Here is a 24,501-nt window from a genome sequence, read left to right as displayed (position 1 = left end):
ACTTCGCGAGCAACCTCTCAGCACTGCACGGTTGGCGCGGTCAGGTGCGGTGGCTGCCATCGCCAGGTGGGGTTCCCGTCGGCGGCGATGCCCTTGAGCCACAGTGCGCGGGGCATGAGGCGGATCATGGTGACCAGCGCCCGGTGCGCGGCGGCGGAGGTGGTGCGGCGGCCGTCGGTGCGGGCGCCGCGGGCGGTGGCCTGGGTGCGCGGGCGGCGCTCGGCGTCGTAGCGGCGCAGCGCCGCGTCGATCGAGGTCTCCCCGGCGAGGGCGGCGGCGAGCACCACCGCGTCCTCGATGGACTGCCCGGCCCCCTGGCCGCGGTCCGGGCTCATCGCGTGCGCGGCGTCGCCGAGCAGCGCCACCCGGCCGTGGACGTAGGCGGGTAGTGGGTCCAGGTCGTGGATGTCGATGTGGATCACCGCATCGTCCGGGGTGGCGGCGATCAGTGACGGGATCGGGTCGTGCCAGCCGGTGAGGCGGCGGGCCACCTCGGCCTTCTCCATCTCGTAGCGCAGGTCCGGACGGTCGGCAGTGGTGACGCAGGCCCAATAGACGCGGTCGCGGCTGAGTGGATGGATGAGGAAGTATGCACCGGGACCCATGGTGACGCTCCCGGCCAGCTCGTCGGGATCCTTGGTGGTGACGCTGCCGCGTAGTGCGCCGGGGGGCGTGACGCCCAGCCAGGCGGTCCGGCCCAGGAAACGGGGCGGTGGCGCGTCCAGCCACAGCAGCCGGCGCAGCGTGCTGTGGATTCCGTCGGCGGCGATCACCAAATCCGCGCGCGCCTCGCCGCCGCTCCAGGTTACCGTCACCTCGTCGCCGTCCTGCCGTACCCCGGTGACCTTCACACCGGTACTCAGCCAGTCGGCGGGCACCGCCTCCCGCAGCACCCCGTGCAGGTCCGCGCGGTGGAAGGCGAGCAGCGGGGTCGGGTCGCCCGGGCGGGCGCGTTGCAGGTAGCGGCCATCGGGCAGGCGCAGGTTGCCCGCCGAGTAGGTGGGCACCCCGGCCGCCCGCGCCCGCTCGCCGACGCCGAGCTCGTCCAGGGCACGGAGCGCGTTCGGGGCTTGGGACATGCCGGCGCCGATCTCGCCCAGCTCGGGGGCGCGCTCCAGCACGGTGGCCTGCCAGCCGATGCGCCGCAGCGCGACGGCGGCGGCCAGCCCGCCGATGCCGCCGCCGACCACGATCGCCTGTCCGCTCATCAGGTCTCCTTCTCCTCATCCTGTGCGGGGTTCGGGGGCAGGGCGTTCTCGAAGACCTTGGCCATCCACTCGAACATCGCGTGCGCCTGGTGGATGCGCCGGGCGCGCTCGTCCTGCCGACCCACCAGGTCCAGGCCGTCGCGGGTGATGTCGAGGAACGAGGAGATGCCCTCGATCTGCTTGCGGGCCACCACCGACCAGGCGTCCTCGGCCATCCGGTAGTAGACGGTCCGCTCCCCGGGCCGGGTACGCCAGGTGAGGAAGCCCATGCTGGTCAGCAGCCGCAGGTTCGAGGTCAGCGAGGCGCGGCTGGCGCCGATGGCCTGGCTGATCTGCCCGGCCGACTGCTCCGGCGGATCGCACACCATCAGCCAGCCCAGGACCCGCCCGGCGATCGGCGGCACCCCGTCGCGCGCCAGGTACATGGCGACCCGTTCCACCCACTCCAGCAGCGGGTCCTGCTCAGTCAACGCCCATCCCCTTATTACAGTAGTTTCAGTATAAGCTAAAATAGATGTATCACATCTGAGGAGAGCCGGGAAGCCTGGGTGCTGGTGCTCTACGGTGGGCAGACGGTGCTACCCGGCCTGGTTACAGCCTGTGGCATCACGGCGCTAGCCAGCTCATCGCGCTGATCATCAGTGCCCGACGGCTCCCCGCCCTCAGACCCGACGTCCGACCCCAGGGATAGGCCGGCACCAGGTAAGCCGGGAAGCTGGGTCGGTGCGTGTCTGAGGTCCCGGCCACCATCACCGATCCTCGCCTCGGCGCCACCTCCCTGGTCATCGGCGTTGCTCAGTTGAGCAAGTGCCATCGCGAGGTGACGGCCGTCGACGACGTCACCCTGCACGTGGAGCAGGGAGAGATCTGCGCCCTGCCGAGCCTCAACGGCGCAGGCAAGATGCACTCGTCGGCGGCCTGGGCTGCCGGCGATGTGAAGTCCGGCCGGGTAGATGGTGGCGGTCTTCTCGACGGTGCTGCGCTGCTTGTAGGTTTCGCGATCGAAGGCCGCTGGTCTGCCGCCGAGTCTGCCCCGACGTTGCTCGCTTGGTCCGCTCGGGCACGGGCTGCGGACAGATTGCCCGTGCCTGTCGTGCCGTTGGTCAGCCGGTGGGAGTGCTGTGGTGGCCCCTGATTCCGTCCAGCGCCGTGGTGAGCACGCGCTCGCGCTGGGCCTCCATCGCGAAGTTGGTTCCGCTGATGCCGTTGACCAGGAAAAGCACGTCGTCGGAGGTCACGTCGGTGCGGGCGAGGTCGGTTGCCTGGGTTCGTTCGAGCAGCGGTCGGCCCCCTGGCCGACCCGGTCATGGTCGCCGCGACGCTGAACTGCGCGATCGGTCGCCGGAAGCCGGCCTGAGGCGGCGTGCGCGCCGGTCTTGTTGACCAGGTCGGCCTCGGTGGCGAGCTCGTCGAGCAGCTGGTCGACGGCGGGGGCCGACAGCCGGCCGCCGCGGGAGCGGTTGAGGAACAGCGCCGGGCCGGCCGCGCCCGGCCACTCGCTGCGCTCGGCCTTCCACTCCTTGACGGCCTCGCGCACGGTGACATCCAGCAGGGGCACCTCGCGGGAGGTCTCGTCCTTGCCGTTGCGGACGATGACCTCGCCCTTGCGGGCGGAGAGCGGCACGTCGTCGAGGTCGAGGGCGACGAGCTCGGCGACGCGCAGCCCGGAGTGGAACAGCCCCCGACCGATGGCGCGGTCGCGGGCGGGCCGGCGCATCTCCACGGCGCGCAGGAAACGCCTCTGTTCGCGGGCGTCCAGGGCCTGGGGGCGAGCTTGGGCGGGGTGTCGCGGCGGACCGATCAAGCGGGCCACCAACGTCGGCTCCGCGACCGCCACGTTCGCTCTTTCAGCCGCATCGCCGCTGGTAGAGGCAGCGCAGACGTGGTCTGGTGCGTGCAAGGGGGCACACGATCTTGACCAGCGATTCCCACCGCTGGCCAGGGTGAACAGCGTACGCGCCCATGCCTTCCACGCGGGGCCGCCACGGGCATGCCCCAAGCTTCGTTCCCTGCCTGATAGCGGGCAGAGCCCGTGAGCTCCGTTCCGGACAAGACCCCAGGAGGAAGCTGCCGGGTTCTCGGCCGTGGACCCCTTCCCTTCTCAGGTGGCGAGACGAAGATGAAGGGCGTCCTCTGGCGATACCGCCACGGAGCTGATCGACGTGTGGAGACGGCGACTCCCGGCGCCATCGTACCGGTGGACGACGGCGAGGTGCCGGAGTTCACGCACGGTTAAGAGCCTGTGTAGCCGCAGCCAACGACATTCCCCGGCTCTTCGCAGAATCTGGTAGCGGTCACCGATTCGTCATTTCGCTGAGAAACACAGGCCGAGGAGATTGATTCTCGAGCGCCTTAACCGAAAGGACTTGCTCATGCTTCGCGTTGCAGCTCACCACCTCGCACGCAAGGCCGCCGCAGTCTCCGCAGCCGTTGGCGCGTCACTCACGGTCCTTGCCGTTGCGGGGGGCCCGGCGGCGGCCGGTAGTGCCTACACCGAGCCCGCACCCGTCCCTGCGATGACGGACGCAGACATCGCGAGCCTGCTCGACTCTGCCGACGCCGCAGTCTGCAGCGAGGGCGCCGATGCGCAGATGCGCTGCTACGCCAGCGAGGCCGACTACCGTGCTGCCGAAGGGCTCGCTCGTGCCGAGGTCGGCCTACTGAGCATGTACAACTGCCCGTCCGGCTACTTCTGCATGTGGGAGTGGACCGAATTCGGTGGTGACCGCGTGCAGTACCGGGTCGCCGGGACCAAGGACCTCTATTCCCATTGGCGCGACCGGGGGACCAGCTTCTACAACCGGCGTGAGGACGGCGGCCGCCTGGTGGACTTCCGCACCAGGATGCCCGACCCTGCCCTGTACTTTGCCGCGGGCCAGTACCACCGTGACCTCGGCAAGGAGGGTTACATCTACGGAGGCAACTGGAACAACAAGGTCGATCGGATCGTTCTCAGCTGATCCGGAGGTGCGCTTTCCACTGTGAGGAACGGTGGAATCGGCGTTTGGGCGACCCGGAGCAGAAATTACTCTCGCCATGGCCGGACATTCGCTCGTCGAAGGCGGGGCCGGGCTGGTCTCCAACCGTGCCATCGCATCGTCTTCCGCGCTCGCGCCCGCCGGCTTGGTGAGCCATACAGCGGCCGTTCCCGTCGTGTCGCCTTCCTGGCTGCTGTCTGCTCGAAGGTGCTGAGCCAGGTGGGCTTCCGGACGTCGGCCTTGTCAAGATCCTCGGCGGTGATGAGCCGGGTCTTGGGGCGCGTGGTCGTGGTGGTGACTGTCCGAGGACACGCAGGCGTTCGGTGCGGCGAGGGGTCAGGGCTGGAGGGAGGCGACGAACTGGGACATGCCGGCCAGCCAGCGGTCCGGGTCCTCGGCCTTGCGGCGGGCGTACTCGGCGACTTCCGGGTGCGGGAACATGTGGAAGCGCTCGGCGGCCAGGCCGTCGATGACCGCCGTCGCCACGTCCGAGGGGTCGAGGATGGTGCCCGACGCACGCACGGCTCTGGCCGTCAGGTGGTCGGTGTCGATGCCGTGCTCCAGCATCGCGGTCTGTACGCCCTGCGGGCACAGGACGCTGACCTTGATGCCCTGGGAGGCGTGGTGGATGGCGACCCATTCGGCGAACGCGACCGCCGCCGCCTTCGTCACCGCGTACGGGGCGTCCCCGGGGCAGCTGATCAGGCCCGCGGCGGAGCAGGTGTTGAGGAGGTAGCCGCCGCCTCTGGCCGCCATGGAGGGGATGGCGGCGCGGGCGGCGTAGACGTGGGCCAGCACGTTGACCGCGTACAGGCGGCTCCACTCCTCGGCGGGGGCGTCGAGGCCGTGGCCGCCGATGATGCCGGCGTTGGAGCAGAACAGGTCCACCGGGCCGAACGGGGTGTCGGCGAGTGCGGCCACCTCCGGCTCGGAGGAGACGTCCACGCGGACGGGGACGGCTCGCGGGCCGATCTCCTTGGCCACCGCGGCGGCGCCTGCCTCGTCGAGGTCCGCCACGACCACGCCGGACGCGCCCTCGGCGGCGAACCTGAGCGCGAGCGCGCGGCCGATCCCGCTCGCGGCTCCCGTGACGACGACGACTTTGTCCCGTACCAGCATGAATGCTCTCCCGTCAGCCGGTCCGCCGCGTACAGAACAAGATTCTACTGTGGAACCACGCTGAGGCCCAGATGAGAGGATTCTCATCTGGGCCTCAGCGTGGTCTCCTCGAAGGGCGTCAGGGTCAAGCGCATGAAACATCGGGGAACGGTGATCCTCCTCGGCCTGTTGGTGGCGGCGGCCGGGGTGATGTCGGTGGAGCTGGTGCGGGCGGCCGACGAGGAGCTCGACCTGGGCGGGCCCGTCGTGGTCTCGCCGTCGTCCTCGCCCAGCGCGGGGAGCGCGTCCAGGCCCGTACGGACCGGCGACGAGGGGAGCGTGCCGGATCCCGTACGAACGGGCACGTCCGAGCCCGCGCGGACGGGAGAGGCGTCACCCGGGGCGAGCCCGGGAGCAGGTAAGAGCGGGGAGCCGGGCGCGAGCGTGCGGCCGTCGCCGCGCAAGACGAAGGCCGAGCCGGTCAAGCCGCCCTCCCCGAGGCCGGGTGGCGGCGATGATGATGACGACGACGATGATGGTGGCGGCGATGACGGCGACGACTGATGGGGAGGTCACATGCGGCTGAGCGCCCGTGCCCGGATCGTGGGCTGGATGCTCGTCGTCGTCGGAATCGCCCTGACAGTCGCCGTCTCCGTGACCTGGTCCACCCTGCTCACCCGGCTCGAGCACCGGATGGACCTCGAGCTGGCCAACGAGGTCGACAAGCTCCGGCGGTACGCCTCCACGGCGTACGACCTGCAGTCGGGCAAGCCGCTGACCGACGTCGAGGATCTGATGATCGGATACCTCCAGCTCAACTCGCCCGACCGGTGGGAGACCTTCTTCAGCATCCTCGACGGCAAGGCCCACAAGATCACCGCGGTCCCGCCACCCGTACGGCTCGACACCGACGAGAAGCTCATCGCCCGGATGGCCACGGCGACCCGGGTCGAACGCCACGAGATGGAGACCAGCAAGGGAACGGTCCACTATGCGGTGATCCCGGTGAGCGTGTCCGGAGACTCCCGGCGCGGGCACTTCGTCGTGGCGCACTTCTACGACCTCAACCGCGACGACATCGTCGACGCGGTGGGTGCGCTCGGGCTGTCCGCGCTGGCGGCGATGGGGCTGGCGGGGGCGGCCGGCTGGTTCGTGGCGGGGCAGGTGCTGGCGCCGGTGCGGCTCGTCCGCCAGACGGCCGAGCAGATCAGCGACTCCAGCGACCTGACCCGCCGCCTGGACGTGCCGGGCGACGACGACGTGGCGGCGCTCGCCTCGACGTTCAACCACATGCTCGACCGGCTCGAACACGCCTTCGTCGTGCAACGCCACTTCATGGACGACGCCGGTCACGAGCTGCGTACGCCGATCACGGTCATCCGCGGCCACCTGGAGCTGATGAGCGACGACCCCGACGACCGCGCCGAGACCCTCGCCCTGGTCACCGACGAGCTCGACCGGATGAACCGCATCGTCGACGACCTGCTCACCCTCGCGAAGGCGGAGCAGCCGGGGTTCCTGGCACTGGACAACGTCGAGCTGGCCGATCTCACGGTCAGCGTGGTCGCCAAGGCCCGCGCGCTGGGCGATCGCCAGTGGCGGGTCGACGAGGTGGCCGAGGCGCGGCTGCCCGCCGACCGGCACCGGCTCACGCAGGCGCTCATGCAGCTCGTGGCGAACGCCGTGCGCCACACCGCCGACGGCGACCTGATCGCCGTCGGCTCCGCCGTGCGTGACGGGCGGGTCGAGCTGTGGGTGCGCGACAGCGGCCCGGGGGTCGCGCCGGCCGAGCGCGAACGGATCTTCGGGCGGTTCGTCCGCGGTGCCGGGCGCACCGGGGCGTATGACGGGGCCGGCCTCGGCCTGGCCATCGTCAGATCCATCGCCCAGGCTCATGGAGGCACGGTGAAGGTGACGGAGGCTCCCGGGGGAGGGGCCTGTTTTGTCATGTCTCTTCCGCTATGGGAGCTGTGGAGGCTGAGTTGAACCGGATTCTGATCGCCGAGGACGAGGCCAGGATCGCCTCATTCGTGGAGAAGGGGTTGCGGGCCAACGGCTTCGTGACCGCCGTGGTGGGAGACGGGGTCGCGGCGTACGACCTGGCCAGTGCGGGCGGGTTCGACCTGCTCATCCTGGACATCGGGCTGCCGTTGAGCGACGGGTTCACGGTGTTGCGGCGGTTGCGCGAGTCCATGGTGACCATCCCTGTGATCATTTTGACCGCGCGTGACAGTGTGAGCGACACGGTGGCGGGGCTGGAGGGCGGTGCCGACGACTACATCGCCAAACCCTTCGCCTTCGAGGAGCTCCTGGCCAGGGTGCGGTTGCGGCTGCGGGCCGACCGTACTCCGGAGGTGACGGTGCTGCGGGTGTCCGATCTGTCGCTGGATCTGCGTACGCGGCGGGTCTACGTCGGCGATCGGGCGGTGGACCTGTCGACCAGGGAGTTCGCCCTGGCGGAGATCTTCTGCCGGCATCCCGACCAGGTGCTGACGCGCGAGCAGCTGCTCAGCCACGTGTGGGGGTTCGACTTCGACCCCGGGTCGAACGTGGTGGACGTCTACGTGCGCTACCTGCGCCGCAAGATCGGCGCCGACCGCATCGAGACCGTACGCGGCACGGGCTATCGGATGAGAGTCGCCTAATCGTCAGCTCACCATCGCTTCACCCCCCGCCACCAAGCTGTTCATCAGGAACACTGCGGAAGGAGCGGTTGTGATAACCGGACTGACGATGGATCTCGTGGCGATCGTCCTGCTCGCCTACGGCCTCTACTACCGGCGCCACCACCGGCGCGACCTGCTGTTCGCCTACGTCGCGCTGAACGTGGGCATCTTCGCGGTCGTGTCGCTGCTGCTGGTCCAGCGGGTCGACATCGCCGTCGGGTTCGGGCTGTTCGGCGTGCTGTCCATCATCCGGCTGCGATCGAGCGAGATCACGCAGCAGGAGATCGCCTACTACTTCGTCGCGATCGTGCTGGGCCTGGTCAACGGCATCGCCGGCGCGTGGCCGCTGACGGCGCTCCTGCTGAACGGGGTGCTGCTGGCGGTCATGTACGTCGCGGACCATCCCGGCCTGCTCGGGCGGACCCGCCACCAGGTCGTGACGCTGGACGTGGTGCACGCCGACCCGGAGGCGTTGCGGGTGGACCTGGAGAGCCGGTTGCGGGCGCGGGTGCTGCAGTGCGAGGTCACGCAGGTGGACTACGTACGGGATGTGACGGTGGTGGACGTCCGGTACGTGGCGCCGAACGCGAGGGTCGGTGTGCGGTGACGCGGACGCTGGGACGGGTTCTGGAACGGGTGGGAAGAGGTGCGCATGGCTGAGCCGTACGCGGACGCGTTGCTGGCAGGGGTCGCCGCCGGGATGCCGGCGGTCGGGCTGGAGGAGGTGCCGGAGCTGATGAGCCGGGTCGACTGCAAGTACATCGTCACCGCCTCCACCATGGCGCGGCTCTCGGCGGAGCTGGGCGACGGCTTCCTCGCGTTGCGGATCGGGGGGCGGCGGCAGTTCCGCTACACCTCCACCTACTTCGACACCCCTGGCCTGCTCACCTACCACCAGCATCGGCAGGATCGGCGGCGCAGGTTCAAGCTCCGTACGCGTACCTATCTCGACGGGGGCGGCCAGTGGCTGGAGCTCAAGCTCAGCGGCGCGCGGGGCGGCACCGACAAGCACCGCATCCCCTACGACGGGGTGCCGGGCCACACGCTCACGAGCCAGGCGCTGGAGTTCGTCCAGGACACGCTGCTCAGCGAGCTGCGCCTCATCGCCCCCGACACGCTGGAGCCGGTGCTGGCCACGGACTACAAGCGGGTGACGCTCATCGACCGCTCCGGTACGGCACGGCTGACCTGCGACACCGGGCTGGTGTGCCGCGACGGGCGGCGCAGCAGCCCCGCGCGCGGGGACCTGGTGCTGCTGGAGTCGAAGTCGGTGGACGGGAAGGCGCTGATCGACAAGGTGCTGCGGGGGATGGGAGTCCGGCCGGTGAGCGTGAGCAAGTACTGCCTCGCGGTGGCCGCGCTCCGGGAGCTGCCCGCCAACCGGTGGCATCCGGTGTTGCGGCGCTATCTCGTGCACCGGCCCGGTCGCCGGAGCGGCGGCGGGGCGCCGGGGAGGGCTGGCATAGTGATCGGCCATGGACCTCGCCAGCCGGCAGCTGATCGATGAATCCGTCCGGGACGAGATCGCGGAGGAGGTTCACACGGCGGTGGCCGCCGGGCGGCACGACTTCGAGCGGGTGGTCCGGGGGGTGATCGAGACCTGGGCGGACGAGGTCGAGGACAGGGAGCTGCTGGACGAGGCGGTCAGGGGCGTCGTGGCCGAGGAGTTCGCCGGGCATCTCGCCGCCCAGGCCGGGTGGCCCGCCGTCACGGACAACGATCGGCTGAGCCTGGCCATGGGGGAGCTCGCGATGGCGGGGATCGTGGCGAGGGAGCACTACACCTGCTGCATGAGCTGCGGGATCGCCGAGATGGGGCGGGAGATCAGCGGGCTGTCCGGGGTGCGGGGTTATGTCTTCTACCACGGGCAGGACGTCGAGAGGGCTGTGGCGGGTGGGGGTGTCTACCTTGCGTTCGGGCCCGGCGAGCTCGGGGGTGAGGGGGAGCGCGGGCCGGGTGGCGGGTTCCGGGGAGAGGGGGAGCGCCGGCCCGGCGGTGGGATCGGGGGAGAGATCGTTGAGGTGTTGCGGCGCCGGGGGCTGCAGGTCGAGTGGTGCGGGGACGACGGGCAGCGCATCGAGGTGAAGGTGAACTGGCAGCGGCGGCGCTTCGGGTGGTTGGCGGAGCATCCGGAGCTGGGCGGGGGTGGCGAGCGCGAGCCGGGGTTGATGGTCACCTTCCGCGATCAGGCCTGGGCCTCTGGGGATGAGCCGGTGGTCATGTCGGCGGGGGAGAGCCGGGATCTGCTGCTCTGGCTGACTCCGCGTGATGGCAACTTCGCCTGTTTCGAGCGGGTGGCGGGGAGGGTGCTGCAGTTCGCGTGGGAGGGCGGGACCCGGCTCTGGGCGGAGACGCCGGATGCGGCGGCCGGGTGTTCTTTCGGGCGGTATGTGACCCTCGATGAGGGGTTGGCGATGATCGCGGTGCTGGCGGAGGAGGGGCGGATCGGGCTGGGGGATCTGGGGGAGTTGGAGGCCGTTTCCTGGTCCTAGGGCTCCTCTCAAAGTGGTGGACTTGACCTGGTCGGCGGTCGGTGCCGGGCGCGAGGCCGCTTGGTGGCGGGACGCGGTCGGCCGCGCGATCGCACGCGATAAACGCGGTGACGTCGGCGATCGTCCCCGGGATACTGGTCGCCCATGGATGAGGTCAAACTGGTCGTCGCCCATTCCGAGCGCGCGACCCTGCGCGTCGGCGACGTGTTCCTGAAGGTGGACGCCGATCAGGCGCGCCTCGCGGTCGAGGTCGAGGCGATGGCTCTGGCGCCGGTCCCGACCCCGGAGGTGCTGTGGCACAAGCCGCCGGTGCTAGCGATTGCCGCAGTCCAGGGGACGGCGCTCGGCCATCTCGGCGAGCCTTCGACCGCTTCCCCGGCGGCGTGGGCCGCGGCGGGTGCCACCGTCCGGAAGTTGCACGACGCGCCGTTGCCGCCCAGGACCGGCAGGGCCGGCCGGGGCGTGGACGAGCTGGCGGCGGAACTCGAGGTCGAGTGCGAGTGGCTCGTGACGAACGGCGTCCTGCCCGCCGATCTGGTCACCCGCAACCGCGACGTCGCCGAGGCCGCGCTCCGGCCGTGGGCTCCGGTGTTTACGCACGGCGACCTTCAGGTCGATCACGTGTTCGTCAAGGGTGACGGGATCACGGGCATCATCGACTGGTCCGAGGCGGGCCAGGGTGATGCCCTGTTCGACCTCGCCATCCTGACGCTCGGACACCCGGAGCGCCTCGGCGACGTCGTCGCCGGCTATGGCGCCGACGTCGATCTCGACGTGATCCGCGCGTGGTGGTCGATGCGAAGCCTGCTGAACGTTCGCTGGCTGGTCGAGCACGGCTTCGATCCGTTCGCGCCGGGCTGTGAGGTCGACGTGCTGAGATCCCGGCTGTGAGGGTGCGCGGGCCCGGCTGCCATGAGAAGTCGTGACGTGCCGGAGTCCCGCACCGTCCCGGCGCCTTGAAGCCCGGATCCAGTGGCGGTTCGCCGTAGCGGTGGGAGGTCCTGGCTGTGGTGGGGTGTTTGACACCTGCTATGGCTAACCGCTATCTATGGCTAACCGTTAGGGGGTGTACGTGCAGTGCTGGCGATGCTTGCCGGGAAGTCGTGGAAACAGGTGATCATCCTGTGAGTGGGAGCAGTTCCGGGCCGGAGCCGACCGGTGGTCGTAGTCAGGGTGCCGAGGTGCGGGCCGGTGGGCCGGCTCGGGCGGGGAGGCGTCGGCGCGCGTCGCGGGAGGGAGCGCCAGGACGCGGCTCGTCCCGTGGTGCTCGCGACGTCGCGGGCGCGGCGCCGACCGGGCCGGAGAGCGGGCCGGAGAGCGGGCCGGAGGTCGGGCCGGAGAGCGGCGGCGGGGACGGTGGCGGGCGTGGGGGGGTCTCGTCGGGCCGGGTGGAGGCGTTACGTTCCCGGTTGGAAGATGGTGCTCGTGGGGTGCACGGTCCTGGTGGCCGGCCTCTTCGGCATGATCATGGTGGCGTACGCCAACACCCCGTTACCCACGCAGACCCAGCGGCAGGCCACCGAGCAGGGCAGCATCATCTACTACCGGGACGGCAAGACCGAGATCGCCAGGCTCGGCACCAAGCGCGAGATCGTCCCCATCTCCAGGATCCCGCTGCACGTGCAGGACGCGTTCATCGCCGTCGAGAACCGTACGTTCCGCACGGACCCGGGCATCTCGGTGTCGGGCACCTTGCGTGCGGTGTGGAGTACGGTGAGCGGCCAGCAGGTCCAGGGCGGCTCGACGATCACGCAGGAGATGGCGCGCGGCTACTACGACGGCCTCAGCCAGGAGCGGACGCTCACGCGGAAGATCATGGAGATCCTCGTGTCGATCCGCGCGGGCAAGGAGATGTCCAAGGACGAGATCATGGCCATCTACCTCAACACGATCTACTTCGGCCGTGGCGCGAACGGCATCCAGGCCGCCGCCCAGGCGTACTTCGACAAGGACGTGGACGAGCTGACCCACGCCGAGGGCGCGTACCTGGCGGGCCGGATCCAGAGCCCCGACGCGTTCGACCGGGCCGAGGCGGCGAAGAACTGGGCGCCGACGCGGGAGCGGTTCGACTACGCCGTCCGCGGCATGGCGATCGTCGACCCGGCGAAGTACGGGCAGCTGCCCAGGACGGCGAAGTTCCCCAAGCGCGCGCCGCTGGACAAGAAGGAGACGCTCAAGGGCATCAACGGCTACATGGTCGACATCGTCCAGCGCGAGCTGGAGCAGCGGGGGATCAGCAGGGAACGCCTGCGCAAGGAGGGGTTCCGCGTCACGACGACGTTCGACAAGAAGCTGATGGCGGCCGCGAAGAAGGCGGTCGAGAGCCATCTCGCCGCCGTCGGCGACAAGAACATCCACGCGAACCTGGCCGCCGTGGACCCGCGCAACGGCCAGGTGCTCGCGTTCTACAGCGGCCACGACTACCTCAAGAGCTTCACCAACAACGCCTTCGACGCCGACAAGCAGGCGGCGTCGGCCTTCAAGCCGTACGTGCTGGCCGCCTGGCTGGAGAAGGGATACAGCCTCCGGAGCTACGTGTCGGGCAACGGGCCGGTCACGCTGCCGGGCACCAAGCCGATCGGCAACTCGCACGACGTGGGCGAGGCCGTGCAGATCGACCGGGCCACCGCCGAGTCGGTGAACACGGCGTTCGCCACGATGGCGCAGGAGGTCGGGCTGGAGGAGGTCGCGAAGATCGCCGAGGGCGCCGGGATCGACCAGGACGACCTGGAGCAGGCCATCGACGACCACGCGTACGGCATGTCCATCGGCGCCGGCCTGGTCACCCCGGTCGAGCAGGCCACCGGGTACGGCATCTTCGCCAACGGCGGCGTCCACCACGACGCGCACGTGGTTCTGACGGTCAAGGCGTACACGGGGAAGACCGTCATGAAGGAGGCGGGCCGGTCCAAGGCGGTCATCAGCCCGGACACCGCCGCCGACGCCACCTACGCGATGCAGCAGGTGGTCAGGTACGGCACCGCCAGGGGCACCGCGCTGCCCGGCGGGCGGCCGATCGCCGGCAAGACCGGCACCAACAACGAGAACAAGGAGGCCTGGTTCGTCGGGTACACCCCGCAGCTCTCGTCGGCCGTCGGGATGTACAAGGAGGTGCCGCGGATCGACCCGAAGACGAGGAAGGTCGTCAAGGACGCCAACGGCTACACGCTGCGGAAGGAAGTATCGCTTGGCAACATCCAGGGGGCTGGGACGCCTACCAGGATCTGGCGGGACTTCATGGCGATCGCGATGGCGAACAAGCCCGTCGAGGCGTTCCCCGCGCCCGTCTTCGGTGGCCAGCCGCACGACCTGGTGCGCAAGCCGACGCCCAAGCCGACCGAGGATCCGTCCGACGACGGTGGTGACGACGCCGGCGACGATCCGGCCTGCGCCGCCGACCCCGCCTGCGCCGGCCCGGACGACGCCGGGGACGATCCGCTCGGGGACGCTGGTGACGACCCGCTCGGGGACGGTGGTGATGAGGCGGTGGACGACGGCGGTGGCGGCGGCGATCCCGATGGCGGCACCACCGTCGACGAGGGCACCCAGACCTTGGGGGACGGTTAGCCGCGGGGTGATGGCCGGCCGCGGGTGACGGGTCGGTCGCTCCGGCGCGACATCACGTGGTCGAGCATGACGGGCACTGTCGTGAGCGCCGCCAGAGCCGCGCCGAGCCACGGGACGGCCCCGACCTCGCCCGCACCGCTCCCTGCGGGGGCGGCGTTGAGGACGAGGGCGGCGAAGGCGGGGACGAGGCTGATGCCGAGCTGGAACGCGGAGACGGTGGTGGCGCCGGCCAGCGTGGGCGCCTGGCCCGCGATGGCGAACACCCGCCCGTAGATCGCCGGATTCAGGATGAATCCGGCAACCCCCAGCAGCAGTACGAGGGGAACGACAGCCACGGCATTCCGGGCGAAGGCCCCGAGCAGCACGGAGGTGGCCAGGATCCCCAGGGTGCCGGCCAGGAGCGCGTGGGTGGGCAGCCGGTCGGCGATCCTGCCTCCGATGGACAGCCCGATGAAGGCACCGGCGCCGAACAGCGTCAGGACCGCCGGGATCCAGACCCCGGGCATGCGGGTGACGCCGGTGAGGAGCGCGGCCAGGTAGTTGAAGGTGATCATGTACGCGGCGGTGCTGAGGAGGGTGGCGGCGTACACGATCCACAGCTGGGGACGTCGCATGGTGCGCAGCTCGTCCCGGATGGAGGTCTCGCCCCGCGTGCGGGTGGCGGGCAGCGCCACGAGCGTCAGCAGCGCGCCGGCGGCGGTGAGGGCGGCCACCGCCCAGAAGCCGCCACGCCAGCCGGTGAAGTAGCTGATCAGCGTGCCGGCCGGGCCGCCGGCCACCATCGCGAGGCTGAGCCCGCTGACGACCACGCCCGAGGCGCGCGCGGCGCGGTCGGGCGGGACCAGGCTGATCGCGGTGACCGCGGCGACCGCCCAGAACCCCGCGTAGGCGAGGCCGGACAGGAAGCGGGTCACCAGGAGCACCGCGTAACTGTCGGTCAGGACGCCGGCCACCACGCACCCGGCGAAGGCCGCCTGCGTGGCCACCAGCGTCGCCCGGCGCGGCCAGCGGAGGGTCGCGATGGCCAGGGGCGGGCCGCCGACGACCACGGCGGCGGCGAACGCCGAGATCAGCGCCCCGGCGGAGGACAGCGTGATCCGCAGGTCCCCGGCGATGGCCGGGAGCACGCCGGCGAGCAGGAACTCCGCGCTGCCCATCGCGAACAGGCTCAACGACAGCAGGTAGACCCCGAGGGGCAGCCTGCCCCGCCGCACGTTCCGCACGGTGCCGACGCTCACCGGCCCTCACCCTCCAGGACGTGTCGCTCGGCGGAAGGTGCGTCCTGCTCGGGTCTGTGCCGCTCGACGGAGAGGCGCACGTCCTCCTCCGTCAGGTCGCCGTTGATGGCGAACGCGGCGGCCGACCCCATCCCGGCCGCGGTGATCACCTGGGCGCGCGGATCGACGACGTTCCCGGCCGCCCAGACGCCCGACACGCTGGTACGGCCGGTGCGATCGGTGACGATCCAGCCGTCCTCCCCGGCGCAGCCGAGGCCGGTCAGCAGCTCGTCCCGCGGCGTCATGCGCGGGAAGAGGAAGGCGGCCGCGCGCGGGATGGCGCGGCCGTCGGCGAGCTCGATGCCGCGCAGCCGGTCGCCCTCGACGGCGAGGCGGGCGACCGCGCCCTCGACGACACGAACGCCGTGGCACTCCAGGCGTTCCCGATCCTCCGCCGCCAGGTCCAGCGCGTGCCGCAGGAACAGCACGTCGTCGCTCCACTGGCGCAGCAGCAGCGCCTGGTGCACCGCCCCCGGATGCGTGCCGAGCACGGCCAGAGGCTGGTCGCGAACCTCGTAGCCGTGGCAGTAGGGGCAGTGCAGCACGTCCCGGCCCCACCGCTCGCGGATCCCGGGGATGCCGGGCAGCTCGTCGCGCAGGCCGGTCGCCACCAGGATGCGGCGGGCGTCGAGCACCTGCCCGTCCGCGAGGCGGACGGTGAAGCCGTGGTCGATCCGCTCGACCCGGCCTCGGACGAGCTGTACACCGTACCGGGCGATCTCGGCGCGTCCCAGCTCCAGCAGTTCGGCCGGGGGCAGGCCGTCGCGGGACAGGAAGCCGTGCATGTGCGCGGCCGGGGCGTTGCGGGGCTCCCCGGCGTCGATCACGGCGACCCTGCGTCGCGCGCGTCCCAGGAGCAGGGCCGCGTTCAGGCCGGCGGCCCCGGCGCCCACGATCACCACGTCATGTCTGTTCGTCGCCTCATTCACGGCGATCACCTCCGGCGCCGATGGTGCTGCCGCCGGTGCTTGAATGACAACTATCGTTGCCATTTCTGCAACAGTGGAGGGGATCATGAGCACGACCTTGGAGGAGACGCTGGCCCAGGTCGGCCCGCGGCTCAGGCGGATCCGTACGCAGCGTGAGGTGAGCCTGTCGGCGCTGTCCGAGGCCACCGGCATCAGCAAGAGCACGCTCTCGCGGCTGGAGTCGGGGCAGCGCCGGCCCAGCCTGGAGCTCCTCCTGCCGATCGCGCAGGCGCACCAGGTGCCGCTCGACGAGCTGGTCGGCGCGCCGGACGTCGGCGACCCGCGCGTCCGCTGCAAGCCCGTGGTCCGCAACGGCCGGACCGTGATCCCCCTGACCACCCAGCCCGGGCCGCTGCAGGCGTGGAAGTCGATCATTCCCGCCGAGCAGAACGAGCCGCGGCCGATCACGCACGAGGGCTACGAGTGGATGTACGTGCTCTCGGGGCGCGTACGGCTCGTCGTGGCCGACCACGACCTGATCCTGGGGCCGGGTGAGGCCGCGGAGTTCGACACCCGGCTGCCGCACTGGTTCGGGCCCGCCGGGAGCGCTCCGGTGGAGGTGCTCAATCTCTTCGGCCGGCAGGGCGAGCGCGTGCACGTACGGGCCAAGCCTCGCCCGCGTGCGGGGAAATGATGGGATTGGAGCAGAATCGCCCGCGCTGACCTGGGGAAACTCGACTCAAGGAGGCTTCCTGGTGATAGGCAGGGATTGTGCTTGAGCGCATTCATGAGATACCGGGCGTCATGCTGAGTGCGGATGAGTATCTCGACGACTTCTGGCCGAACTTCCGCCGGCTCGACGACGTGTTCTGGAAGCTCGAACGGCGGCAGAGCTTCCGGGACCGGCCGGGCTGGGTCGCGATGGTGGAGGGCGACTGGGACCGATCGCTCAAGCTGGTCGACGACGGGGGCGGGGAGACGCGGGAGCGCGGGCGTCCGGCCAAACGGCTCAGGCGGCGGCGGATCAGGATCGTCGAGCAGCCGGTCACGCCGTACCTGCAGTGGGAGATGCACCTGCTGGCGCTGCGGGTCGCGTCCGTCGAGCAGGTGCGGGTGCTGGACGCGGGCGAGGTGGCCGAGATCGAGGTGGGGCGGCGGTTGCCGGAGCTGGTCGTGCTCGGGACGGTGGCGATGTACGAGGTGACGTACGACGAGTCGGGGACGCACAGCGGGGCGCGGCGGATCGACGACCGGGAAGTGATCACTGCTTGCCAGGGGGAGCTGGACAAGCTGTTCGAGCGGGGGGAGGAGCTCCGGCCCTACTACGAGCGCGAGATCATGCCGCTGCCGGCCCCCCGGGTGTCCGTCTGACCGTCAGGCGAGGTGTGACCTACCGCACTCGTTGTCGGCGACGAACCGCTGTACCGGGCGGTGGCGCGACGGGCCACGGCGTGAGCGTCCACGGCGGACGTTCAACGGGGCGACGGCAGTACGGACGCCCAGGCGTAACGGCCGTGACGGGGAAGACGGGCCCCGCAGCGTCCAGGGACCGGCCGGAGCGTTCCCGGGCGCTGCGGGCTCGGGCGTGTCAGATGGGCAGGCCGCCGGTCGCGGAGCTGGTGGAGCCGGTCGCCTGATAGGCGGCGATCGTGCGCTCGGCGATCCGCATCTGGTGGATCTCGTCCGCCCCGTCCGCGAACCGCGCCCACCGGGCGTGCTGGAACATGTTCGCCAGCGGCGTGTCCGTCGAGTACCCGAGCGCCCCGTGCACCTGGATCGCCCGGTCGATGATCCGGTTGAGGCTGTTGGCCACGAAGTGCTTGGCCATCGACACCTCCGTACGGAAGTCCTCGCCCTTGTCGATCTTGCTGGCGGCGTGCAGGACCATCAGCTTGCACTGGTACAGCTCCATCGCCGAGTCGGCGATCAGCCACTGGATGCCCTGCTTCTCGGCCAGCAGCGAGCCGTGGCTGTACCGCTTGAGCGCCCGGTCGACCATCATGTCCAGGGCCGTCTCCGCCTGCGAGATCCAGCGCATGCAGTGGGCCAGCCGGGCGGGGCCGAGGCGGTACTGGCCGAGGCGGTGGCCGTTGCCGCGGCCGCCGAGGATCGCGCTGTCCGGCACGCGCAGGTCCTTGATGACGATCTCGCTGTGGCCGGTGGAGCCGTGCATGGTCTCCACCTCGCGCACGTCGTTCCAGCCCGGGTTGGGCAGGTCCACCAGGAAGGCGGTGTTGGCGCCGCGCGAGCCCTCCGGCACGTCCTGCTCGGTGCGGGCGATGAGGATGGCGAAGTTCGCCCGGCGGGCGTTGGAGATGAACCACTTGTGGCCGTTGATGACCCACTCGTCGCCGTCCTGGACGGCGTGCGTGCGGATCAGTGTGGGGTCCGACCCGGCCACCTCCGGCTCCGTCATGGCGAAGCAGGACATCTGCACGCCGTCGAGCAGCGGGCGCAGGTACTTCTCCTTCTGCTCGTCGGTGGCCCAGTGCAGGAGGGTGTGCATGTTGCCCTCGTCCGGGGCCTGGCAGTTGAGCACCCACGGCCCGATGCGGGTCTTGGCCGACTCCGACTGCACCATCGCCAGCTCCACATGGCCCAGGCCCATGCCGCCCCACTCCTTCGGCATGTGGGGCAGCCACAATCCCTCCGACTTGGCCAGGGAACGGAGGCGGAAGATCGTGCGGAGGTACTCGTCGCGGTCGCCCTCCTTCAAGTCCTCCATGGCGGGCATGACCGTGCCCTGGATGAAGGCGCGGACCCGCTTGCGGATCTCCTCGTGCTCGGGGGCGAGGGTGAAATCGATGGCCATATCTGGTTCTACTCCTTAACGGGAAAATGGCAGGCGAGCCAGTGGTCGTCGCCGATCTGCCGGATTTGCGGCTCCTCCTCCGCGCATCTCGCCGCCGCGCGCGGGCACCGCGTACGGAAGCGGCACCCGGAGGGCGGGTCGACGGGCGACGGAGGCTCGCCGCTGATCAACGTGTCGGCGGGCGGCAGGTCGAGACCGCCGCCGCCGGGGACGGAGGCGATCAGGGCCCGGGTGTACGGGTGCGCCGGGCGGCTGATCAGGTCGGCGCTCGGCGCCAGCTCGCACACCTTGCCCAGGTACATCACCATGATGCGGTCGCTGACGTTCTTCACCACGGCCAGGTCGTGGGCGATGAAGACGAGGGTGAGCCGGTAGCGGGCCTTGAGGTCCTCCAGCAGGCCGAGGATCTGGGCCTGCACCGAGACGTCCAGCGCCGACACCGGCTCGTCGCAGATCACCACCTCCGGGTCCAGGATCAGGGCCCTGGCGATGGAGATGCGCTGGCACTGCCCGCCGGAGAACTCGTGCGGCCTGCGCTCGGCCGCCGTCGCCGGGTCGAGGCCGACCGCTTCCAGGACCTCGTCCACGCGGTCGCCGGGCAGGTGCCACACGCGCGGGCCCTCGCCGACGATGTCGCGGACGCGGCGGCGGGGGTTGAGCGAGGAGATGGGGTCCTGGAAGATCATCTGGAGGCGCCGGCGGGTCATCCGCAGCGCCTCGCCACGCAGGGCGGTCAGCTCCAGGCCGTCCAGCCGGACCGAGCCCGAGCGGGGCGGCGGGAGCTGGACGAGCGCGCGGGCGGCGCTGGACTTGCCGCAGCCCGACTCGCCGACGATGCCGAGCGTCTCGCCGCGCGCCAGGTCGAAGCTCACTCCTGCGACCGCACTCACGGTGCGGCCCCGTCCAGCGGGGAACTCCACGACCAGATCCTCCACCCGCAGCAGTACCTCGTCACGGGGGCGCAGGTGCGCGTTTCCGCTACCGGCCACGGCTCTCAACTCCTGACTCGGCGTCCGCCGGCTCGCCGCCGTGGGTCTGTCGGGGGTACCAGCAGGCGTACTGGTGGTGGTGCGGGCCGTCCTCGAACAGGGGCGGCGCCTCCAGCTCGCACCGCTCCTGCGCGTACGGGCACCGCGCCCGGAACGCGCATCCCGCCGGCAGGTGCGCCAGGTCAGGCGGCCGGCCGGGGATGACGCGGAGCCGGTGGTGCACCGGGTCGGTGAGCCGGGGCGCGGCCTGGAGCAGCGACTCGGTGTACGGCATCCGCGGCCGGGCGAACACCTCCCCGGCGGGCCCCCGCTCCACCACCTTCCCGGCGTACATGACGATCACCTCGTCCGCCCACTGGGCGACCACCGACAGGTCGTGGCTGACCAGCACCACGGCCATGTCGCGCTCCTCGCGCAGCCGGTGCAGCAGCCGCAGCACCTGGTCCTGGATGGTCACGTCGAGCGCGGTGGTGGGCTCGTCGGCGAACAGCACGTCGGGCCGGCACGACAGCGCCATCGCGATCGTCACCCGCTGCCGCATCCCGCCGGAGAGCTGGTGCGGGTAGCGGCGCAGCGTGCGCGCGGGGTCGGGGATGCCGACGGAGGCGAGCAGGGCGGCGGCCTCGGCGCGGGCCTGCCTGCGGCTCATGCGCAGGTGCACCCGCAGCGGCTCCATCACCTGGGTGCCGATCGTGCGGACGGGGTTCAGCGCGGTCATCGGGTCCTGGAACACCGTGCCGAGCCGGCGGCCCAGAACCGCGCGCATCTCGGCGGGGCCGTAGGTGGTCAGGTCGTCGCCGGACAGGTACACGTGGCCGCCCCGGACCGAGGTGCCGGGCAGCAGGCCCAGGATGGAGCGGATCAGCATGGACTTGCCCGACCCCGACTCGCCGACGATGGCCAGGGTGCGGCCGCGGTCGAGGGTGAAGGAGACACCGTCCACGGCCTTGACGACGCCGCGCGGCGTGACGAAGTGCGTGCGCAGCTCCTCGGCCTGGAGGAGGGTGTCGCGGATGGGGTGGGTGGCGGTGGGCATCGCGACGGCGCTCTTCTGCCGTACGGGCTCCAGGCCGATCTCGCGCACGTCGGTCAGCGCCCGCAGCCGGTCGCCCACCAGGTTGAACGAGAGCACGGTCAGGAACATGACGACCGAGGGGGCCAGCACGACGTGCGGCGCGGTCTCCATGAGCGTGCGGCCCTCGTTGATCAGCCCGCCCCAGGTGGGGGTGGGCGCCTGGACGGACAGGCCGAGGAAGGCCAGGCTGCCCTCGGCGACCACGACCACGGCCATCCCGATGAAGGCGTACGAGGCGGCGGGGACCGCCACGTTCGGCATGATCTCGCGCCACAGGATGCGTCGGTCGCGGGTGCCGAGCACGCGCGCGGCCAGCACGAACTCGCGCTCGGCGAAGGTGAGGGTGGCGCCTCTGATGAGGCGGACCCAGGACGGCACCCCGAGCACGCCGAGGACGATCAGCACGTTGCGCAGGTTCGCCCCGGCGAAGGCCACCACGGCCAGCGCGAACACCAGCGCGGGGAACGCCTGCGCCACGTCGTTGACCGCCATGATGACCGCGTCCGCGGCCTTGCGCCGGTAGCCGGCCAGGATGCCGAGCGGCGCGCCGATGCCCAGGCCGAGGAGCACGGCGCCGATGCCGACGCCGAGGGAGACGCGGGCGCCGTACACGACCCGGCTGAGCACGTCGCGGCCGAGCCCGTCGGTGCCGAACGGGTGCGCGGCGCTGGGCCCCGACTGCGGCGGCCCGGCGAGCGTCTCGTCGTAGCGGGCGAACGGCAGGAAGTCGGCCAGCAGCGCGGCGAGCAGCACCAGCCCGATCCAGCCGGCGGCCAGCCAGACCCCGAACCCCAGAGATCGACGCAGCCGCCTACGCACGACGGATCCTGGGGTCGACGGCGGCGTACACCAGGTCCACCGCGAAGTTGACGACCACGTAGCCGACCGAGATCAGCACGACGCCTCCCTGCACCGTCAGGTAGTCGCGGGAAAAGATGGAGTCGACGATGAGCCGCCCGACGCCGGGCAGGCCGAACAGGGTCTCGATGATCACGGTGCCGCCGATGAGCGCGCCCAGGTTGAGGCCGATGGCGGTGATCAGGGTGATCGCGGAGGGACGTAGCGCGTGCCGCCACAGGATGCGGCGCGGTGACAGGCCGCGGGCGCGCGCCAGCGTGATGTAGTCCTCCTGGAGGGTGGCGATCAGATCGGTACGCAGCAGCCGCGCGTACACGGCGAACTGCCCGCACCCAAGCGTGATCGCGGGCAGCACCACGGAGGTGAGGTTCCAGCCCAGGTCGGTCGAGATGGAGGTCCAGCCGGTCGCGGGCAGCACCTGCCAGGTGACCGCGAACAGCAGGATGAGCAGCACCCCGAGCACGAACACGGGGGTGGACAGCAGCGCGAAGCTGAGCGCGGTGAGCACCTGGTCGAGGGCGCGACCGGCGCGGCGGGCCGCGGCCACGCCGACCGGGACCGCCAGGCCGAGCGCCACGAGCTGCGCGGCGACCAGCAGCTCCAGCGTGACGGGCAGCCGCTCGGCCAGCTCGGCGCCGACGGGCATCCGCGTGATGTACGAGGTGCCGAAGTCGCCGGTGGCCAGGCCGCCCAGCCAGTCGAGGTAGCGCACCAGCAGCGGCTGGTCGAGCCCGAGCTCCTGGCGGAGCTGCGCGCGGGACTCCTCTGTCGCCGACAGGCCCAGGATCTGCGTGACCGGGTCACCCGGCAGCAGGTTGAGCAGCACGAACGACAGGAAGGTCACCACGACCAGCACCACCAGGAGCCGGACGAGCCGGTGAAGGATGATCACTGGCCGCTGACCCAGAGCTGGCCGAACGGGTGGTACGGGATGGGTGAGCCGGTCAGCGGCAGCCCCTTCTCACCGTCGGGCAGCTTGTGCTCGCCGATGCCGCGCACCTTGGTCCTGGCGATGATGGCGCCGGTGTTGAGGTGGTCGATGAACACGTACGGCACCTGGTCGCGCAGCCGCTGCTGCACGGTCGCGTACGCCTGCTTGCGCGTGGCCTCGTCCGGGCTCATCCGGCCCGCGTCCAGGGCGGCGCTCAGCTTGTCGTCCTTGAGCCTGGTCATGTTGAGCGAGATGGAGCCGACGGGCTTGGCGTAGGCCTGGTGCATCCAGACGTACTCGCCGTCGGGGTCCTGGGCGGAGAACTGGGTCCACACGGTGGCCGAGAACTGGCCGGTGATGGCCCGGTTGATCAGGTCGGCCTGGTCGGCCTGCTTGATCGACACCTCGATGCCGGCCTTGCGCCACATGTCCTGGGCCAGCTCGACACCCTGCATGGTGTTCGGGTCGGGGGTGGAGATCAGCTCGAAGCTGATCGGGCCCTTCTCCGCCTCGACCTCCTTGACCAGGGCGGTGGCCTTGGCCAGGTCGTAGGAGGGGTAGCCGCCGGGGGCGTACCAGGGCGAGTCCTTGGACCAGGGGCCGTCGGCGGGCTCGGTCATGCCGCCGCGCAGGGTCTTGATGGCGGTCTCGCGGTCCATGGCGTGGGCCATGGCCCGGCGCACCCGTACGTCGTCGAGCGGGGCCACGGCGGTGTTGAGCAGGAACATGTACTCGGCCACGGCCATGCCCTGCGCCCGGTGCACGGTGAAGGCGTCCTTCATGGCGCCGAACTTGGTCAGGTCCTCGTCACGGGAGGTGCCGATGGCGTCCACTCCGCCCGCTTCGAGGGTCTGGGCGCGGGTCTGGGTGTCGGGCAGGATCCGGAACTCGATCTCGTCCAGGTACGGCAGGCCCTGCCGCCAGTAGCGCGGGTTGCGGGTGACGACCATGCGGTTGTCCGGCACGTACTCCTTGAAGATGAACGGCCCGGTGCCGACCGGCTTGAGGCTGGCCGTCTTGGGGTCGGTGAGCGAGGCCGGCGGGACGATCATGCCGGTCTGCACGGCCAGCAGGTACGGGAAGGCCACCCACGGCTGGTTCAGCACGACCTTGACGGTCATCGGGTCGGCCAGCTCGAACGACTTGATCGGCATCATCGCCGCGGCCGTCAGCGGGGAGCGCTTCTGCGCTTCGAGGTTGGCCTTGACGATGTCACCGGTCAGGGAGATGCCGTCGGAGAAGGAGATGCCCGACCTGACCTTGATCGTCCATTCGTCGTACTTCTTGTTGGGGGTGAGCGACTCGGCCAGGTACGGCTTCCAGGCGCCGTCCGCGTCCACGCTCACCAGGGTCTCGATGATCGTGCCGGTCATGCTGTAGCTCTGCGCCGCGAATTGGTCGGTGATCGGGTTGAACCCGTTGGCGTCCGCGCTGAGCGCGTAGACCAGGCGCCCGCCCTGCGTCGGCCCCGTCGCGGCCGGTGCACTGGACTGGGACTGCGGTTCAACCGGTCGCTGGCCGCTGCACGCCAGCATCACCATCGCGGCCAGCAACAGCGTGGCCGGCGTCCTCCAGCGTTTCATTCACGCCTCCTCCCGGCAGATCCCCCGAGAGCAATTTCACCGATAGTACTATCGGTGAA

Annotated in this window: 24 protein-coding genes; 12 read left to right on the top strand and 12 right to left on the bottom strand. The window is 70.7% G+C overall.

Annotated elements, in window-relative coordinates:
* Positions 1-17: 17 nt before the first annotated feature.
* A complete protein-coding gene (locus tag HD593_RS49310) occupies positions 18-1,208 on the bottom strand; it encodes an FAD-dependent monooxygenase (protein WP_185109794.1) in 1,191 nt (396 codons plus the stop codon).
* Entirely contained in the window at positions 1,208-1,678 is a 471-nt protein-coding gene (locus HD593_RS49305) for a GbsR/MarR family transcriptional regulator (RefSeq protein ID WP_185109793.1), read from the bottom strand. The genes HD593_RS49310 and HD593_RS49305 overlap by 1 nt, the downstream gene beginning before the upstream one ends.
* A 257-nt stretch (positions 1,679-1,935) precedes the next feature.
* Here HD593_RS49305 and HD593_RS49300 point away from each other — a divergent pair, with 257 nt between their 5' ends.
* Positions 1,936-2,343, top strand: a complete 408-nt coding sequence (locus HD593_RS49300; RefSeq protein ID WP_185109792.1) for a hypothetical protein — start codon at positions 1,936-1,938, stop codon at positions 2,341-2,343.
* Here HD593_RS49300 and HD593_RS64025 read toward each other — a convergent pair.
* Both HD593_RS64025 and HD593_RS49295 read right to left on the bottom strand, forming a co-directional pair.
* Complete coding sequence (locus HD593_RS64025) at positions 2,312-2,446, bottom strand: hypothetical protein (protein ID WP_281402514.1); 135 nt, start codon at positions 2,444-2,446, stop codon at positions 2,312-2,314. The genes HD593_RS49300 and HD593_RS64025 overlap by 32 nt on opposite strands.
* Positions 2,443-3,045 carry a tyrosine-type recombinase/integrase gene (locus HD593_RS49295; protein WP_312904308.1) on the bottom strand — a complete coding sequence of 201 codons (603 nt, stop codon included), beginning with the start codon at positions 3,043-3,045 and terminating at the stop codon, positions 2,443-2,445. Before HD593_RS49295 ends, HD593_RS64025 begins: the two co-directional genes overlap by 4 nt.
* A 679-nt stretch (positions 3,046-3,724) precedes the next feature.
* Between HD593_RS49295 and HD593_RS49290 the strand changes: the two genes are divergently transcribed.
* Positions 3,725-4,168 carry a peptidase inhibitor family I36 protein gene (locus HD593_RS49290; RefSeq protein ID WP_185109791.1) on the top strand — a complete coding sequence of 148 codons (444 nt, stop codon included), beginning with the start codon at positions 3,725-3,727 and terminating at the stop codon, positions 4,166-4,168.
* A 354-nt stretch (positions 4,169-4,522) separates the two neighbouring features.
* Here HD593_RS49290 and HD593_RS49285 read toward each other — a convergent pair whose 3' ends face one another.
* On the bottom strand, positions 4,523-5,305 hold the full coding sequence (locus tag HD593_RS49285; RefSeq protein ID WP_185109790.1) for an SDR family oxidoreductase: 783 nt from the start codon (positions 5,303-5,305) through the stop codon (positions 4,523-4,525).
* A 132-nt stretch (positions 5,306-5,437) separates the two neighbouring features.
* Here HD593_RS49285 and HD593_RS49280 point away from each other — a divergent pair, with 132 nt between their 5' ends.
* The 8 genes from HD593_RS49280 to HD593_RS49245 all read left to right on the top strand — a co-directional run bounded on the left by HD593_RS49280 (position 5,438) and on the right by HD593_RS49245 (position 14,009).
* Positions 5,438-5,848 (top strand): hypothetical protein, encoded by a 411-nt coding sequence (locus HD593_RS49280; protein WP_185109789.1) that lies wholly within the window; start codon positions 5,438-5,440, stop codon positions 5,846-5,848.
* A 12-nt stretch (positions 5,849-5,860) separates the two neighbouring features.
* Positions 5,861-7,270 (top strand): sensor histidine kinase, encoded by a 1,410-nt coding sequence (locus tag HD593_RS49275; protein ID WP_221525356.1) that lies wholly within the window; start codon positions 5,861-5,863, stop codon positions 7,268-7,270.
* Positions 7,267-7,929, top strand: a complete 663-nt coding sequence (locus tag HD593_RS49270) for a response regulator transcription factor (RefSeq protein WP_185109788.1) — start codon at positions 7,267-7,269, stop codon at positions 7,927-7,929. The genes HD593_RS49275 and HD593_RS49270 overlap by 4 nt, the downstream gene beginning before the upstream one ends.
* Positions 7,930-8,017: 88 nt before the next feature.
* The gene (locus HD593_RS49265; RefSeq protein WP_185112602.1) at positions 8,018-8,557 is read left to right on the top strand and encodes a DUF4956 domain-containing protein; all 540 of its coding nucleotides are present in this window, start codon (positions 8,018-8,020) and stop codon (positions 8,555-8,557) included.
* A gap of 45 nt (positions 8,558-8,602) precedes the next feature.
* Positions 8,603-9,457: a polyphosphate polymerase domain-containing protein gene (locus HD593_RS49260; RefSeq protein ID WP_185109787.1), complete on the top strand. Its 855-nt coding sequence runs from the start codon at positions 8,603-8,605 to the stop codon at positions 9,455-9,457.
* Positions 9,426-10,442, top strand: coding sequence for a DUF6891 domain-containing protein (locus HD593_RS49255; protein ID WP_185109786.1), 1,017 nt, complete (start codon positions 9,426-9,428; stop codon positions 10,440-10,442). Before HD593_RS49260 ends, HD593_RS49255 begins: the two co-directional genes overlap by 32 nt.
* A gap of 144 nt (positions 10,443-10,586) precedes the next feature.
* A complete protein-coding gene (locus HD593_RS49250) occupies positions 10,587-11,333 on the top strand; it encodes a phosphotransferase family protein (RefSeq protein WP_185109785.1) in 747 nt (248 codons plus the stop codon).
* Positions 11,334-11,858: 525 nt separating this feature from the next.
* On the top strand, positions 11,859-14,009 hold the full coding sequence (locus tag HD593_RS49245) for a transglycosylase domain-containing protein (RefSeq protein WP_185109784.1): 2,151 nt from the start codon (positions 11,859-11,861) through the stop codon (positions 14,007-14,009).
* Here the strand turns inward: HD593_RS49245 and HD593_RS49240 are convergent.
* Both HD593_RS49240 and HD593_RS49235 read right to left on the bottom strand, forming a co-directional pair.
* Positions 14,006-15,247 carry an MFS transporter gene (locus HD593_RS49240; protein ID WP_185109783.1) on the bottom strand — a complete coding sequence of 414 codons (1,242 nt, stop codon included), beginning with the start codon at positions 15,245-15,247 and terminating at the stop codon, positions 14,006-14,008. The genes HD593_RS49245 and HD593_RS49240 overlap by 4 nt on opposite strands.
* Entirely contained in the window at positions 15,244-16,221 is a 978-nt protein-coding gene (locus HD593_RS49235) for an NAD(P)/FAD-dependent oxidoreductase (protein WP_379478753.1), read from the bottom strand. Before HD593_RS49235 ends, HD593_RS49240 begins: the two co-directional genes overlap by 4 nt.
* 79 nt (positions 16,222-16,300) lie before the next feature.
* On the opposite strand from HD593_RS49235, the gene HD593_RS49230 reads away from it, so the two are divergent.
* Both HD593_RS49230 and HD593_RS49225 read left to right on the top strand, forming a co-directional pair.
* Positions 16,301-16,888 carry a helix-turn-helix domain-containing protein gene (locus HD593_RS49230; protein ID WP_185109781.1) on the top strand — a complete coding sequence of 196 codons (588 nt, stop codon included), beginning with the start codon at positions 16,301-16,303 and terminating at the stop codon, positions 16,886-16,888.
* A 110-nt stretch (positions 16,889-16,998) separates the two neighbouring features.
* Positions 16,999-17,565, top strand: a complete 567-nt coding sequence (locus tag HD593_RS49225; RefSeq protein WP_185109780.1) for a DUF6879 family protein — start codon at positions 16,999-17,001, stop codon at positions 17,563-17,565.
* Between the two features lie 217 nt (positions 17,566-17,782).
* Here the strand turns inward: HD593_RS49225 and HD593_RS49220 are convergent, their stop codons facing one another.
* Genes HD593_RS49220 through HD593_RS49200 form a run of 5 tightly spaced genes read right to left on the bottom strand, consistent with a single transcriptional unit; the run spans position 17,783 to position 24,442 of the window.
* A complete protein-coding gene (locus HD593_RS49220; protein WP_185109779.1) occupies positions 17,783-19,006 on the bottom strand; it encodes an acyl-CoA dehydrogenase family protein in 1,224 nt (407 codons plus the stop codon).
* Between the two features lie 8 nt (positions 19,007-19,014).
* A complete protein-coding gene (locus tag HD593_RS49215) occupies positions 19,015-19,995 on the bottom strand; it encodes an ABC transporter ATP-binding protein (RefSeq protein ID WP_185109778.1) in 981 nt (326 codons plus the stop codon).
* Complete coding sequence (locus tag HD593_RS49210; RefSeq protein WP_185109777.1) at positions 19,985-21,889, bottom strand: dipeptide/oligopeptide/nickel ABC transporter permease/ATP-binding protein; 1,905 nt, start codon at positions 21,887-21,889, stop codon at positions 19,985-19,987. Before HD593_RS49210 ends, HD593_RS49215 begins: the two co-directional genes overlap by 11 nt.
* Complete coding sequence (locus HD593_RS49205; protein WP_185109776.1) at positions 21,882-22,820, bottom strand: ABC transporter permease; 939 nt, start codon at positions 22,818-22,820, stop codon at positions 21,882-21,884. The genes HD593_RS49210 and HD593_RS49205 overlap by 8 nt, the downstream gene beginning before the upstream one ends.
* A complete protein-coding gene (locus HD593_RS49200) occupies positions 22,817-24,442 on the bottom strand; it encodes an ABC transporter substrate-binding protein (protein WP_185109775.1) in 1,626 nt (541 codons plus the stop codon). The genes HD593_RS49205 and HD593_RS49200 overlap by 4 nt, the downstream gene beginning before the upstream one ends.
* Positions 24,443-24,501 lie beyond the last annotated feature (59 nt).

Origin of the sequence: Nonomuraea rubra, from assembly GCF_014207985.1 — a bacterium.
GTDB classification, from domain to species: Bacteria; Actinomycetota; Actinomycetes; order Streptosporangiales; family Streptosporangiaceae; genus Nonomuraea; species Nonomuraea rubra.
The sequence above is the reverse complement of the archived record's forward strand: the minus strand, read 5'-3'. Positions and strand labels throughout refer to the sequence as shown.

Excerpts from the sequence above, each read along its gene's own strand:
- HD593_RS49310 (WP_185109794.1), bottom strand. The coding sequence starts at position 1,208 with ATGAGCGGACAGGCGATCGTGGTCGGCGGCGGCATCGGCGGGCTGGCC.
- HD593_RS49290 (WP_185109791.1), top strand. The coding sequence starts at position 3,725 with ATGACGGACGCAGACATCGCGAGCCTGCTCGACTCTGCCGACGCCGCA.
- HD593_RS49285 (WP_185109790.1), bottom strand. The coding sequence starts at position 5,305 with ATGCTGGTACGGGACAAAGTCGTCGTCGTCACGGGAGCCGCGAGCGGG.
- HD593_RS49280 (WP_185109789.1), top strand. The coding sequence starts at position 5,438 with ATGAAACATCGGGGAACGGTGATCCTCCTCGGCCTGTTGGTGGCGGCG.
- HD593_RS49275 (WP_221525356.1), top strand. The coding sequence starts at position 5,861 with ATGCGGCTGAGCGCCCGTGCCCGGATCGTGGGCTGGATGCTCGTCGTC.
- HD593_RS49265 (WP_185112602.1), top strand. The coding sequence starts at position 8,018 with ATGGATCTCGTGGCGATCGTCCTGCTCGCCTACGGCCTCTACTACCGG.
- HD593_RS49260 (WP_185109787.1), top strand. The coding sequence starts at position 8,603 with ATGGCTGAGCCGTACGCGGACGCGTTGCTGGCAGGGGTCGCCGCCGGG.
- HD593_RS49255 (WP_185109786.1), top strand. The coding sequence starts at position 9,426 with ATGGACCTCGCCAGCCGGCAGCTGATCGATGAATCCGTCCGGGACGAG.
- HD593_RS49250 (WP_185109785.1), top strand. The coding sequence starts at position 10,587 with ATGGATGAGGTCAAACTGGTCGTCGCCCATTCCGAGCGCGCGACCCTG.
- HD593_RS49245 (WP_185109784.1), top strand. The coding sequence starts at position 11,859 with ATGGTGCTCGTGGGGTGCACGGTCCTGGTGGCCGGCCTCTTCGGCATG.
- HD593_RS49230 (WP_185109781.1), top strand. The coding sequence starts at position 16,301 with ATGAGCACGACCTTGGAGGAGACGCTGGCCCAGGTCGGCCCGCGGCTC.
- HD593_RS49225 (WP_185109780.1), top strand. The coding sequence starts at position 16,999 with ATGCTGAGTGCGGATGAGTATCTCGACGACTTCTGGCCGAACTTCCGC.
- HD593_RS49220 (WP_185109779.1), bottom strand. The coding sequence starts at position 19,006 with ATGGCCATCGATTTCACCCTCGCCCCCGAGCACGAGGAGATCCGCAAG.
- HD593_RS49200 (WP_185109775.1), bottom strand. The coding sequence starts at position 24,442 with ATGAAACGCTGGAGGACGCCGGCCACGCTGTTGCTGGCCGCGATGGTG.